The sequence below is a fragment of the Acinetobacter sp. UBA1297 genome (assembly GCF_002307755.1).
In the GTDB taxonomy this organism is placed as follows: Bacteria; Pseudomonadota; Gammaproteobacteria; order Pseudomonadales; family Moraxellaceae; genus Acinetobacter; species Acinetobacter radioresistens.
Window position 1 is genome coordinate 43,427 of record NZ_DBUF01000021.1, and the last position, 13,586, is coordinate 57,012.

General features: G+C 42.5%; 13 protein-coding genes and 1 pseudogene. 10 read left to right on the forward strand and 4 right to left on the reverse strand.

Features of this window, described 5'->3' with window-relative positions; all coding sequences use genetic code 11:
* Positions 1 to 82 precede the first annotated feature (82 nt).
* Positions 83 to 700: a DedA family protein gene (locus B3R63_RS09720; protein ID WP_026444505.1), complete on the forward strand. Its 618-nt coding sequence runs from the start codon at positions 83 to 85 to the stop codon at positions 698 to 700.
* Between the two features lie 162 nt (positions 701 to 862).
* Here the strand turns inward: B3R63_RS09720 and B3R63_RS09725 are convergent, their stop codons facing one another.
* Both B3R63_RS09725 and B3R63_RS09730 read right to left on the reverse strand, forming a co-directional pair.
* Positions 863 to 1,387: a YecA family protein gene (locus tag B3R63_RS09725; protein ID WP_005015821.1), complete on the reverse strand. Its 525-nt coding sequence runs from the start codon at positions 1,385 to 1,387 to the stop codon at positions 863 to 865.
* A 63-nt stretch (positions 1,388 to 1,450) separates the two neighbouring features.
* The gene (locus B3R63_RS09730) at positions 1,451 to 1,654 is read right to left on the reverse strand and encodes a PA3496 family putative envelope integrity protein (protein ID WP_005015822.1); all 204 of its coding nucleotides are present in this window, start codon (positions 1,652 to 1,654) and stop codon (positions 1,451 to 1,453) included.
* Between the two features lie 351 nt (positions 1,655 to 2,005).
* On the opposite strand from B3R63_RS09730, the gene rpoD reads away from it, so the two are divergent.
* The 6 genes from rpoD to B3R63_RS09760 all read left to right on the forward strand — a co-directional run bounded on the left by rpoD (position 2,006) and on the right by B3R63_RS09760 (position 8,457).
* On the forward strand, positions 2,006 to 3,895 hold the full coding sequence (rpoD, locus tag B3R63_RS09735) for an RNA polymerase sigma factor RpoD (protein WP_151838839.1): 1,890 nt from the start codon (positions 2,006 to 2,008) through the stop codon (positions 3,893 to 3,895).
* A 104-nt stretch (positions 3,896 to 3,999) separates the two neighbouring features.
* A complete protein-coding gene (locus tag B3R63_RS09740; RefSeq protein WP_005015824.1) occupies positions 4,000 to 4,287 on the forward strand; it encodes a YbeD family protein in 288 nt (95 codons plus the stop codon).
* A 58-nt stretch (positions 4,288 to 4,345) separates the two neighbouring features.
* Positions 4,346 to 5,011 (forward strand): lipoyl(octanoyl) transferase LipB, encoded by a 666-nt coding sequence (gene lipB / locus B3R63_RS09745; protein ID WP_151838840.1) that lies wholly within the window; start codon positions 4,346 to 4,348, stop codon positions 5,009 to 5,011.
* Between the two features lie 77 nt (positions 5,012 to 5,088).
* Positions 5,089 to 5,622: a hypothetical protein gene (locus B3R63_RS09750; RefSeq protein ID WP_005015830.1), complete on the forward strand. Its 534-nt coding sequence runs from the start codon at positions 5,089 to 5,091 to the stop codon at positions 5,620 to 5,622.
* A gap of 1 nt (position 5,623) precedes the next feature.
* Positions 5,624 to 6,808, forward strand: coding sequence for an iron-containing alcohol dehydrogenase (locus B3R63_RS09755; RefSeq protein WP_151838841.1), 1,185 nt, complete (start codon positions 5,624 to 5,626; stop codon positions 6,806 to 6,808).
* Between the two features lie 257 nt (positions 6,809 to 7,065).
* Positions 7,066 to 8,457 carry an APC family permease gene (locus B3R63_RS09760; protein ID WP_286730804.1) on the forward strand — a complete coding sequence of 464 codons (1,392 nt, stop codon included), beginning with the start codon at positions 7,066 to 7,068 and terminating at the stop codon, positions 8,455 to 8,457.
* Between the two features lie 59 nt (positions 8,458 to 8,516).
* Here the strand turns inward: B3R63_RS09760 and B3R63_RS09765 are convergent, their stop codons facing one another.
* Both B3R63_RS09765 and cysG read right to left on the reverse strand, forming a co-directional pair.
* Positions 8,517 to 8,993: a tRNA (cytidine(34)-2'-O)-methyltransferase gene (locus tag B3R63_RS09765; protein ID WP_005015835.1), complete on the reverse strand. Its 477-nt coding sequence runs from the start codon at positions 8,991 to 8,993 to the stop codon at positions 8,517 to 8,519.
* Positions 8,994 to 9,027: 34 nt separating this feature from the next.
* The gene (gene cysG, locus B3R63_RS09770; protein ID WP_286730807.1) at positions 9,028 to 10,401 is read right to left on the reverse strand and encodes a siroheme synthase CysG; all 1,374 of its coding nucleotides are present in this window, start codon (positions 10,399 to 10,401) and stop codon (positions 9,028 to 9,030) included.
* Positions 10,402 to 10,600: 199 nt separating this feature from the next.
* On the opposite strand from cysG, the gene B3R63_RS09775 reads away from it, so the two are divergent.
* From B3R63_RS09775 to B3R63_RS09785, 3 genes and pseudogenes are all read left to right on the forward strand, one after another.
* Positions 10,601 to 11,851, forward strand: coding sequence for a dienelactone hydrolase family protein (locus B3R63_RS09775; RefSeq protein WP_286730810.1), 1,251 nt, complete (start codon positions 10,601 to 10,603; stop codon positions 11,849 to 11,851).
* Between the two features lie 57 nt (positions 11,852 to 11,908).
* Positions 11,909 to 12,417, forward strand: a pseudogene (locus tag B3R63_RS09780) (flavin reductase family protein).
* Positions 12,418 to 12,447: 30 nt separating this feature from the next.
* Complete coding sequence (locus B3R63_RS09785) at positions 12,448 to 13,533, forward strand: LLM class flavin-dependent oxidoreductase (protein WP_286730813.1); 1,086 nt, start codon at positions 12,448 to 12,450, stop codon at positions 13,531 to 13,533.
* The last annotated feature ends 53 nt before the right edge of the window (positions 13,534 to 13,586 follow it).

Below are 13,586 nucleotides of genomic sequence, written 5' to 3' on the forward strand. Positions count from 1 at the left end.
ACATGATTTAGACAGAATAAAATAAAAGATTGGTTTTCACTGCAAAGTATAAATACCTAAACTGAATGACGTGAGCTGATCTATGAATCTTGATGAGTGGGTTATTTCAATCATGGAACAGTTAGGCTATCTGGGAATAGCCTTACTGATGTTTCTGGACAACATTTTTCCTCCTATCCCTTCTGAAGTTATTATGCCGTCTGCCGGTTATGTGGCGTCAAAAGGTGAATTGCTTTTAGTGGGTATCATTATTGCTGGTAGCTGTGGTTCATTACTGGCAGCGGCCCTACTCTACTGGATTGGCAGAAAAATTCCTCAGGACAGACTGCTTGATCTGGTAGACCGGTACGGTAAATATCTTTTCATCAAGAGAGCTGATGTTATTAAAGCCTTGAAATGGTTTGAACATTATGGGCATCGGATTGTATTCTTGGGTCGCATGGTACCTGCCGTACGCTCACTGATCAGCATTCCCGCAGGTATGAGCCGAATGCCATTCTGGAAGTTCATGCTTTATAGCGGGCTGGGCACAGTGATCTGGACGACATTTCTTGCATGTGTGGGTTTCTATCTGGGTGAAAATCAGGACAAGATGCATGCGCTGATGAGTAATGTCGGCAATATGGTCTTGGCTATTGTTGTGATTATTGCACTCTGTTTTGTATTTAAGTGCTACTGGAAGAAAAAACATTTCTCTTAGCAGCATTTTTTATCATAGCCGAACTTTCACAGCTGTAATTTTAGTCTGCTAAATTTTGACGAAATTCCCTGTGAATTATAACTATACTCATGATAATTATCTGATTCTGGCAAAAAACTATAAAAAAACACCCTGCATGAGGGTGTTTTTCTTTGAGAGAAACTATTCTGGCGTATGGTACATCAGATAGAGTTCATTTAGATTCTCTGGAATTTCCTCTGCCAATTCATCCATCAACTGGCCATTACGACGGAAAGATTCCATCTGCGGATCTTCTTCATCAACGCCACTGAACACCATAATCGGCAAGGTTAAGTCTACCAACTGATCTTCAAACTCTGGCGTAAACCAAGCTTCCTCATTTAAGAACATGGCATCGACAAAACCAACTGACCAGTCGCCCAAGCTGGATTCTACATCAGCTTCCTCAATTTCAAAGGGAAACTCGATACCCTCTTCATTGGCAAGATTTTGCTGAAGTGAAGTCAACCAGAGCTTGATTTGGGTAATAATTTCTGCTGGCACTTTCTTGTGATTATTATCAAATAGCTCTTCAAGCCAGCGATCAAACTTCGGGCCAACCGCAATAGCACATAAAAAACCGTGAGTTGCTGCAAAATCTAGACCATACTCATTTTGGTCACCATCTAGATACTCGCTCAACAGGTCTAAATCTAAAGCACTCATCTTGAATCCAAATTAATAAATTAAGCCTAGAATAGCATTTCTCGACGGGATGCCCAATCGGGTTTATTCGTCATCGTCGAGATCATCGTCATCAAAGTCGTAATCAAAATCTTTCAGTTCTCGTTCCAGGCGACGTTGAGCTAGCAGGTCATCGATCAGACGACGTTTTTCCAATGATTCTTTTGCGCTGATTTTACTCGACGCCTCATCAAAGCTGACATCATCATCACCGTAGTTATCATCTAATTCAAAATCTGTAGAAGACACTAAAACTACCTCGTAGTAGAAAAATGTGAATGGGCCTAGGCGCTATTTATCTTTCTTCATTTTAATTGTCAAGATTTATTTGTTTTTTTTGAGAATTCCAGTTAAATAACTCTTTTTTTTAACGGCAAAATTGTGTATTTATGGAGGACTAACTGAGTGATGGGTTTAACCTGACAAAATTTAGGCCATTCACTTGAAAAAAATAATTTTAGCCCAACATTCAACAATAATTGTGAAATGAAATCTATTTATAAAATCATGCTTGACTGATCAAATCAGAAAATTTTGATGCGATTTGTGCTATCATGCACGGTTTTTCACTGCCACAGATTCAACGAAGAGTAAGCAAAGATGAGCGATATGCATTCCCCTACTTCTCAAGTAGCGGCTCTGATTAGCCGAGGCAAAGAACAAGGTTACCTAACTTACGCTGAGGTTAACGATCATCTCCCAGACTCAATCACTGAAAGTGAACAGATTGAAGACATTATCCAGATGCTTCAGGATGTGGGTATTCCTGTACACGAACGTGCTCCTGAATCTGATGATGCGATGTTTGAGGATAACGCCGAAGCTGCCGATGAGGTAGCCGAAGAAGAAGCTGCAGCTGTTCTTGCTTCAGTTGAAAATGAGCCAGGCCGTACTACAGACCCTGTACGTATGTATATGCGCGAAATGGGTACTGTCGAGCTTTTAACCCGTGAAGGCGAGATCAGTATTGCTAAACGTATTGAAGAAGGTATTCGCGACGTTCTTCACTCTATTGCTTACTGGCCAAATGCAGTTGAAGTTGTATTAAAAGAATATAAAGATTATCAAGAAGGCGAACGTCGTCTGGCCGATATTCTTTCAGGCTATCTTGATCCGGAATCTGATGAAGAAATTCCTGAAGTGATAGAAGATGCTGTACTGGAAGAAGATGAAGATGAAACTGCTTCGAAATCGACCAAGGAAGTTAAACTTGATGACGATGAAGAAGAAGAGGAAGAATCTGAATCAGATGATGATTCAGAAGCAGATTCGGGCCCAGATCCTGAAATTGCCAAAGTTCGTTTCACCGAGCTTGAGACAGTCTGGCAACAAACTAAGTCAGTAATTGAAAAGCATGGTCGTGATAGTGCAGAAGCAAAGGCTGCACTTGAGGCTCTGGCATCTGTATTTATGATGTTTAAGTTTACTCCGCGCCTCTTTGATATTATTTCTGAAATGATTCGTGGTACGCATGAGCAAATCCGTACTTCCGAACGTGAAATTATGCGCTACGCAGTTCGTCGTGGCCGTATGGACCGTACCCAGTTCCGCACCTCCTTTCCAGGACAGGAGTCAAACCCAGGCTGGCTTGATGAACAAATGGCAAAAGCATCTCCAGATATTAAAGGTCATCTAGAAAAAGTTCGTCCTGATGTTTTGGCATTCCAGCAGAAGATTGCTGATATTGAGAAAGAACTTGGTCTGAACGTTATTGATATTAAAGATATCTCTAAACGTATGGCAATTGGTGAAGCTAAAGCTCGTCGTGCTAAAAAAGAGATGGTTGAGGCCAACTTGCGTCTGGTAATCTCGATTGCCAAAAAATATACCAACCGTGGACTGCAATTCCTGGATTTGATTCAGGAAGGTAATATTGGCCTGATGAAAGCCGTAGACAAGTTCGAATACCGTCGTGGCTATAAGTTCTCAACTTATGCTACCTGGTGGATTCGTCAGGCAATCACCCGCTCAATTGCCGACCAGGCACGTACCATCCGCATTCCAGTGCACATGATTGAAACAATTAACAAGATCAACCGTGTATCACGTCAGTTGCTTCAGGAAATGGGCCGCGAGCCAACACCGGAAGAGCTGGGTGAACGTCTGGAAATGGATGAGGTGAAGGTACGTAAGGTACTTAAAATTGCCAAAGAACCTATTTCAATGGAAACACCAATTGGTGATGATGAAGACTCGCATCTGGGAGATTTCATTGAAGACCAGAACATTACCTCTCCGGTAGATGCTGCAACTTCAGAAGGGTTAAAAGAAGCAACACGTGAAGTTTTAGAAAACTTAACTGAACGTGAAGCTAAAGTTCTGAAAATGCGCTTTGGTATCGACATGCCAACTGACCATACATTAGAAGAAGTGGGTAAACAGTTCGACGTTACCCGCGAACGTATCCGTCAGATTGAAGCCAAAGCTTTACGTAAATTGCGTCATCCATCCCGCTCTGAGCACTTACGTTCATTCTTGGAAAATGACTAACCGGGCTGGGACCGGTTTGAAATATAACCCGCTGCCCTCATATTTTAACTAACTGCTCAAGACGCCTGCTTCAGCAGGCGTTTTCTATCATTTTGAGGTGTCTTATGCTTGACCGTACCCCATCGCGTGAGCTGCGTGAAGAACTTTGGGTTTTCCCGATGGATTATCCTATCAAGCTCATCGGCAATGCTGGCGATGAACTGCGCATAGCAGTAATTGAAATTCTGCTTAAACATTTCCCTGATTTTGATGAAGCAACCTTAAAGATACAGCCATCACGTACAGGAAAATACCACTCTCTTACTGCCCAGTTACGTTTTGATGAACTGGAGCAGGTTCATGCACTTTATGCAGACCTGGCCGCTTGCCCTTATATTAAAACCGCGCTTTAATTCAAAACCAGATATGAACAATATCTGGTTTTTTACTTTCTGATAGGGTCATTTTACTATGGCGGAACAAGTAACTGAATCTAAGCCCGCATTAACTGTACGCTGTTTTAAAGGATTACAGGACTATACCCCAACTTTTGAAGCCATGAAGCGCTTCACCGAGCAGCGGGATAAAGATATGCCCGATGAATTATGGTTATTGCAGCATAATAATGTTCTTACTCAGGGACAGGCTGGGAAACCTGAACATATCCTCCAGCGTCCAGATATGCCAGTAGTGCAGAGTGATCGTGGCGGTCAGGTAACTTGGCATGGCCCAGGTCAGCTGGTAGCTTATTTCATGTTTGATTTGAATCGATTGAAATGGAACGTGCGTACGCTGGTCAGTTTTGCCGAACAGTTCATGGTCGATCTGCTTAAAAAGTATGGAATTGAAGCATATGCCAAGCCAGATGCGCCGGGTGTTTACGTTGCTGACCGTAAAATCGGTTCTTTAGGATTCAAGATTCGTCGTGGCCGTAGCTATCATGGACTGGCATTAAATATTGACTGTCAACTGGACGGCTTTCATTGTATTAACCCTTGTGGTTATGCCGGTCTGGAAATGGTACGGTTAAATGATCTGCTGGATGACTACCCTAGCTTTGAAAAACTGTGCCAGGACTTCATTGAATATCTAGACAACACCCACTACTTTAGTGAACTGCAAGTCAATAATGAATAAATGACTTTGCGAATGTTATAAAATACATTAGAGTATTTACTCTAAATAATAATATTTTTGAATAAAGGGATAAGCGAGTGATTTCTATAAACTCTGTAAAACCCGCTTTGCAGCAGGCTTATGTCAGGCTGATGATGGATATCATTGGACGCGGACTGGTCATGGCCAGTCAGGTTGACCATGAAATTCAGCAGGAAGTTGCAAAATTTCCAGAAGGATTTGTGTTGTCGATGACAGTATATCCGCATGGTCCGGCCTTTGTGGCACAAGTGACAGCAGAACGGCAACTTAAACTGTTAAATGATTTTAATGGCAAACCCGACCTGACCATCATGTTTAAACACCTGAGTCATGCATTCTTAGTTTTTTCCTTTCAGGAAAGTACTGCACAATCGTTTGCAAATGACCGTATGGTTGCCGATGGCGATGTAAGTTATGCAATTCGTCTGGTACGTTGCCTCAACAAAATGGAATCTCTGATCTTGCCAAAACTGGTTGCAGAGTTTGCAGTAAAACAATATCCGGCCAAACTTGGCTTAAAAGAAAAACTTAGTGGCGCTACCAATATTTATTTAAAAGTTGCCCAGTCCTATTTCAAACGGAGTACTTAACATGGCTAAACCTTATTATGAATTTTTCTGTCCAGTTAAAGTAATTGCAGGAAATGCCGCGTTAGAACATATTCCTTTTGAACTGGCTACTTTAGGCGCCAAGCGGCCGATGATCATCACTGATAAAGGCGTACGGGCTAATAATTTATTACAGCCGGTTGAAGCAGCTTTTGAGTCAACTGACGCTGTGATTGGATATATTTTTGATGATGTGCCACCGGATTCAAGTCTGCAGACTGTGCGTAATGCGGCACAGGCATACCGTGACAATAACTGCGATGCCATCATTGCTGTTGGTGGCGGTTCAGTGATCGACACCTCCAAAGCTACCAATATTTTAGTCTCTGAAGGTGGCGATGACCTGCTGAAATATTCCGGTGCACATAATCTGCCGAAAGCTTTAAAACCATTTTTTGTAATTCCTACTACTTCAGGTACAGGTTCTGAAGTAACCATGGTAGCCGTTGTATCTGACACAGAAAAGAATGTAAAACTGGCTTTTGCTTCCTATTATCTGATGCCACATGCAGCTATTCTTGACCCGCGCATGACTTCCAGCTTGCCACCCCATCTGACGGCCATGACCGGTATGGACGCACTTACACACTGTGTCGAGGCATACACCTGTCTCGCCTCCAATCCTCTAAGTGATGCTTATGCTGTCGCCGGTATCAAAAAAATCAGTGAAAACCTGTTTAAAGTTCTGGATCAGCCCAATAATGCACAAGGCCGTCTGGAATTGGCACAAGCCTCTACCATGGCTGGTATTGCATTTTCTAACTCTATGGTCGGTCTGGTTCACTCGCTTGGGCATGCACTGGGCGCGGTAGCTCATTTACCACATGGTTTATGTATGAATCTGTTTCTGCCTTATGTACTGGAATATAACAAAAGCATTAATGGCAATAAAATCGGTGAGCTGCTGTTACCGCTTGCAGGTGCAGATACCTATGCCCAGACACCAGCAGAGCTGCGTGCAGACAAAGCTATTGCAACTATCCTGACCATGCGTGACCATCTATATAGCCTGACTAAACTCCCGAGAACCCTACGTGAAACTGGTAAAGTCACTGAAGAACAGCTCGATGAGGTGGCAGAAAAAGCCTTAAATGATGGCTCGATTATCTTTAATCCGAAAGAAGCCACTCTAGATGACCTGCGTGCGATTTTACAAAAGGCTTGGTAAAGGCTGGTTTATATAACCTTTGCGTCCAAAATTTAGACCAATTTTGGACGTTTTTCTTTTAAAACAGAAGACGACCTATCTGGGTAATATTTTAACTAGCCAAAAAAATGCTAAAAAATCCTGCAAAGCTACTGACAATATAAATCATTTAAGATAGATTGGCGCGCACTTTGCTTTATTTCGTAGGGGGGATCGTTCGTCTCAAACGATCCTTAAATATAGCTGATCCTTGATCAACGATTATGAGGATAACGCCGTTGACTAATTTCACTGGGACGCAATCGGCAGCCAAACTGCAAAAAACGCTAGGCCTCTGGCACATTATTATTATTGGTTTGGCCTATATTCAGCCTATGACCTTGTTTGATACATTCGGTCTGGTATCTGAAGAAAGTCATTATCATGTACCTACTTCCTACATTATTGCCCTGATCGCAATTCTGTTTACCTCGATCAGTTATGGTCATATGATCCGTCGCTATCCGTCTTCCGGGTCTGCATATACTTATGCCCAGAAATCCATTCATCCGAATGTCGGCTTTATGGTGGGCTGGTCATCCTGGTTAGACTATTTATTGTCACCGATGGTAAATATTATTCTGGCGGTCATTTATCTGGAAGCTTTATTTCCGGATGTGAATCACTGGGTATGGGTAATAGGCTTAACTGCCTTTATGACCGGTGTAAATCTGCGTGGTGCCAGATTTGTAGCGAATTTCAATAGTATAATCGTGTTTATACAGTTGGGCGTAATTGCCTATTTCACCTGGATGGTCTACAACCTCCTGATCGGTGGAGTAAATGCTGATGGTAATCTGGTCAATGCAAAATACCAGTTATGGAGTCTGGAACCGTTCTGGAACGAGATGACTAGCCTGGGTGCTTTAATTACCGGTGCAACTTTACTCTGCTTCTCATTTACCGGTTTTGACTCCTTAAGCTCACTGGCTGAAGAAACAAAAGATACTGAACGCACTTTGCCTAAAGCAATTTTCCTGACAGCTTTAATTGCAGGTGTGATCTTTATTATCAGCACCTACTTCATGCAAATCTATTTCCCGAATGATCCGAAGACTTACTTTGAAGATGTAGCGGCAACCCAGCCAGATATTCTGCAAGCTGTAGGCGGCGTGGCTTTCAAGACTGTTGTCCTTTATTTTGCAATTGTAACAGTCATGGCTTCAGGAATTTCAGCACATGCTGGCGTATCCCGCCTGATGTATGTCATGGGACGTGATGGAGTAATTAATAAAAAGATCTTTGGTCATATTAGTCCTAAAAGCTTCACTCCGTCTTACAATATTATGATTGTAGGTGCAGTTGCCTTAACTGCTGGGTTCATGGACCTGGATATTGTGATCTCAATGATCAGCTTTGGTGCGCTGACAGCATTTACATTTGTCAATCTGTCCGTAATTTCGCGTTACGCACTACGTGATGGCCGCAGCAAGAACCTCAAAGATATTTTTAACTTTGTAGTTATTCCAATGCTCGGTTTTATCAGCATTTTTGCAATGTGGCTAGAGATTGAAGAAACAGCATTGAAATATGGTTTATGGTGGGCCATGTTTGGTATTTTATACTTAGGTTATAAAACCAAAGGCTTTAAATACCCTGCTCCACAGCATAATGAATATGATGATCGCTGATCAACAAATATAAGAAAAGGAGGCGCATTGAGCGCCTCTTTTTTATAGGTTAATTTAGGTTAAAGCGGTTGAAACCCCTGCTGACGCCATGCCTCATATACAATAACAGCAGTCGCATTTGATAAATTTAAACTGCGTGATTCGGGTGCCATTGGTAAACGAATCCAATGCTGTTCTGGAAACATCAGGCGTACCTGCTCAGGCAAACCACGAGTTTCCGGCCCCATCAGCAAAGCTACCGGACGGTTAAGATCAGCAGTATGCGGCGTTTCAAAGCCTTTAGTGGTTAATGGATAAACCGCATCTATACCAATTCCTTTGGTCTGCAAGTGTGCAAGGCATTCTTCAATATTTTCCCAGATCTGCATACGAGCCCATTCATGATAATCCAGCCCTGCACGTTTAAGCTTTTTATCATCAAGTTCAAAACCTAACGGTTTCACCAAATGCAGTTGAGCGCCAGTATTGGCACACAAACGGATAATATTTCCTGTATTTGCAGGAATTTCGGGCTCAAATAACACAACATGAATCACAAATATCTACTCTTTAAAATGGTACAGTTAAGTATTACTGCCACTGCAACTGTTCACGTAAACGAACAACTTCACCAATGATCGTTAAGGTCGGAGCCTGAATCTGATGTTCTGAAACTTTAGAGACAATATCTGCCAGTGTGCCGATTACTACTTTCTGCTCTGGTGTAGTACCTTTAGAAACCAGTGCAACCGGCATATCCAGGCGCTGGCCATGTTCTATCAGTCTTTCACAGATTTTCTCAAGTCCTACCAGACCCATATATAGTACTAGTGTCTGATTCTCATACACCAGCTCTGACCATGGCAGTTCCGGTGAACCTTCCTTTAAATGCCCCGTCAAAAAACGTACACTTTGAGCATAATCGCGATGAGTTAATGGAATACCGGCGTAAGCAGAGCAACCAGATGCCGCAGTAATACCCGGCACGACCTGAAATGCGATACCTGCTGCAAACAGCTCTTCAATTTCCTCACCTCCACGTCCAAAAATAAACGGGTCACCTCCCTTAAGACGGCAAACCCGCTTTCCTTGTTGTGCATACTTTACCAATAAGGCATTAATTCCTTCTTGCGGTACGGCATGGTGGGAACGCGCTTTACCAACATACACCTTTTCTGCATCACGTCGGCAAAGTTCCAGAATAGGTCCAGAGACCAGACGGTCATAAATGACTACATCGGCCTGTTGCATCAAACGCAGGGCCTTTAAAGTAAGTAGTTCTGGATCACCCGGACCTGCCCCGACCAGGTAGACCTCACCTTTTGGCGTTTTCCAGGTTGAGAGGGCCTGCTCGATTAGCTGCTCTGCATCGGTCAACCTGTCATTAAACACCTGTTCTTTAAGCGGACTGGCATACAGCTCTTCCCAAAATATCCGGCGCTCATCAGGATTGACTATTACTTCCTTAACGCGACTACGCCATTTTCCAGAGAATTCAGCCAGTTTACCCATTCCATAGGGAATAGTCGCTTCGAGCTGGGTTCGAATCTGGCGCGATAATACTGGTGATGTTCCGTTACTGGCAATCGATATTACCAAGGGTGAACGGTCAATAATTGCTGGCACCATAAAACGGCAATGTGGAGGGTCATCGACACTGTTCACTAAAACATGATCTGTCTCACAGTCCAGAAAAACCTGCCGGTTTACCTCTGCAACATTGGTTGCGGCAATAACCAGACGATACTGTTTTAATTTAATATCAGCCGGATAACTTAGTGCAATATGCTGTCCGGCTGTTTGCATGACAATCTCTGCCAGTGCCGGGTCAATATCGGGTGCCAGTACATCAATGATGGCACCTGCCTGAGAGAGCAAGACCGCTTTGCGGTAAGCAATCTTTCCTCCTCCTACAATCAGACAAGGTTGCTGCTGCAACTTTAAAGAGATTGGAAAAATATCCACAAATTTTACCCTCATATCACTGCAATATTTTATCATCATCCCTTTGAACCGGGATGTTAAAAAGTAAATAAATAGCAAAAAACTTGCCATCTTTGGTTTATCAGCTGGTGCAAAAATGGATAAAGCTTGAACTTAATTTGGATAGTCAAATTTCCTGATGATGTCGATGATAGATCTAATTATTCAGGAGATTACTATCATGGCTGGATCTTATATTGACGTCCAAACAGCAACAGGTCCGTTTAAAGCATATCTTTCCGTTCCAGAAGCAGGCCAAGGCCCAGGCCTGATTTTGTGCCAGGAAATCTTTGGTGTAAATGAAGTGATGCGCCAAAAAGCAGACTTTCTGGCGGAAGAAGGTTACACCGTAATCGTGCCAGACTTATTCTGGCGCATTCAGCCTAATGTTGAACTCGGTTATACCGATGACGATTGCCAGAGAGCATTCGACTTATATACCAAATTTGATCAAGACACAGGTATTGAAGATATTCAGTCTACTATCAATACCCTTAAACACTTAGAAACTGTAAATCAGGAAACAAGTATAGGTTTAGTCGGTTATTGCTTAGGCGGAAAACTCGCTTATCTGGCTGCTTGCCGTATTCCGGAATTAGGTTGTGCAGTGTCGTACTACGGCGTAGGTATTGAACAGAATCTTGATGAAGCGAAGAATATCAAGTCTAAGCTGGTTTTGCATTTTGCAGAACTTGACCAATTCTGTGATACCAACACACGGGAAAAAATTCTTTCTGCATTAAAAGATAATACAAAGATCGAAACCTATGTCTACCTAGGCGTAGATCATGCATTTGCTCGTCCGAACAGTATGCACTATGACAAACCAAGTGCATTAATGGCACATGAGCGCAGTATTACGGCACTCCGCAAAGCAATTGGTCCACACTATGACCTCGCTGCCCTATGGGAAGAACACGTCCGTTTCGAATTTGATACGCGAAATGTGCCAGATACGATGGCAACCATGGTTGCTGAACCTTATGTAAATCATATCCCAACCTTAACAGGTGGTGTGGGTTATAAACAACTTGCACGTTTTTATCAGTATCACTTTATACATAACAATCCGAAAGACATGAAATTAACTCCAATTTCACGCACTGTCGGCTCTACGCAAGTGGTGGATGAATTCATCATGAGCTTTACCCATGATGAAGAAATCGATTGGTTAATTCCAGGAATTAAGCCAACAGGCAAATATGTCGAAATTCCAATGCTCGGAATTATCAAATTCCGTGGACCAAAACTTTGCCATGAGCATATCTACTGGGATCAGGCAAGCCTGCTTGTACAGATCGGGGTACTAGACCCAACCGGCCTACCAGTTGCAGGTATTGAAACTGCGAAGAAACTTGTGGATGAAACGCTCCCCTCAAATGAATTGATGCCCACTTGGCCGTCAAGTGAAAATAAACCTGTTGGCGAATAAGGAATAAGGTTCTGACTCTTCGAGCCTCTATGAAGGAATATGATTATGCTGAATGTAATGACCCCAGTAATACAACTTGAACCACGGTCACTTCGTCAACTACTTGGTCAATACGCCACAGGTATTACGGTAGTGACTGCCCTAGATGTGAATCAAAAAAAAATAGGAATGACAGCCAACTCCTTCACATCAGTTTCACTGGCCCCCCGCTTATTCTCTGGAATATCGCAAAGTCAGCAACCCATTTTGAAGATTTCAAACAGGCAGAATACTTTGCAATCAATATTCTTAATGAAGATCAGTATTTAGAATCAAAACATTTTTCTAAATCTGCGGATGACAAATTCGAGGGACTCGATGATGTAGAAGAGTACATGGGCATACTAATTTTAAACAAGTCCCTCACGACTTTTGTGTGTCGTCAGTATGAACTGCATGAAGCGGGTGATCATTACATCATCGTTGGCCAAATTGAAGCGTGCCGTAATCAAATGGGTAATCCACTGGTATTCCATAACGGACAGTATAAACAGGCCAATGTACACCAAACTTTTGCTGGTGTGTAACCCGACTCATTTGTTTAAAGGATTTTCAAAATGAAACAACATCACTTTTTTAATAATAACCGGTTTTTATTAGGTTCATTTGCTTCAAACTGTTCAGGTGGCATGACCGTTTCAACACTTGAAGATCGTTGGAATGCAAGTTGGGAGAAGAATTTAGAACTTGGTAAAATGCTGGATGAGGCGGGGATCGACTTCATGCTACCGATTGCACGCTTTACTGGCTATGGAGGGCAGACAGATTTCCAGGGTACTATTTTGGAAACCATGACGTGGGCAGCTGCTTTACTAGCCTTGACAAAAGATATTACTGTCTTTGCAACAATTCAGACAGTACCTAACCATCCTGTAGTTGTTGCCAAACAGATTGCAACATTATCTGAAATCAGCCAAGGTCGTATTGGTTTAAATATTGTCGCCGGATGGAACAAACCTGAATATGAAGCTTTAGGATTATATTTACCCGACGACCATGAAACACGCTATGGGTATGCACAAGACTGGTACGATTTAATTAAAAAAGTATGGACCAGTGAAGAAAAATTTGATTTCGAAAGCAAGTTTTTCAAAACTAAAGGAACTTATGGAAAACCGAAACCCCTAGTCCACCCTCCAATTTTTAATGCAGCAGGCTCTAAAAATGGTCGTGAGTTTGCAGTAAACAATGCAGACTTCCTGTTTACGCCAGCCTCTGATTTGGGTCGGAGTAAAACTGAAATTGAAGAATTAAAACAAGCAGGTCTTAAAGTGAATCGCAAAGTTAATGTGATGACCTTTTCACGCGTGATTTGCCGTCCAACGCAAGAAGAAGCCCAGGCTGAATGGGATCGTCAACTCAACAATGCCGACGTGGTAGCTGTCGATAACTTGATGAGTCTAATGTTCGCGCATGCTCAAAGTTTTCCAAAAGAAGTTCAACAATCGATTCGTGAGGCCATGAGTGTTGGCCATGGCGGTTTTCCTCTGGTAGGGACCCCAGAACACGTTGCTCAAGGCATTATTGACTTACATAAAGCAGGCTTCGGGGGTACAACGCTTTCTTTCCTTGATTATAGCCGCGAGTTTCCATACTTCCGTGACCATGTTTTACCCATACTGGAAAAATATAATATTCGTTAACCCCCTAAACCGACACATTTACTGTCGGTTTATTTTTTTAAGGAGGATTTTAT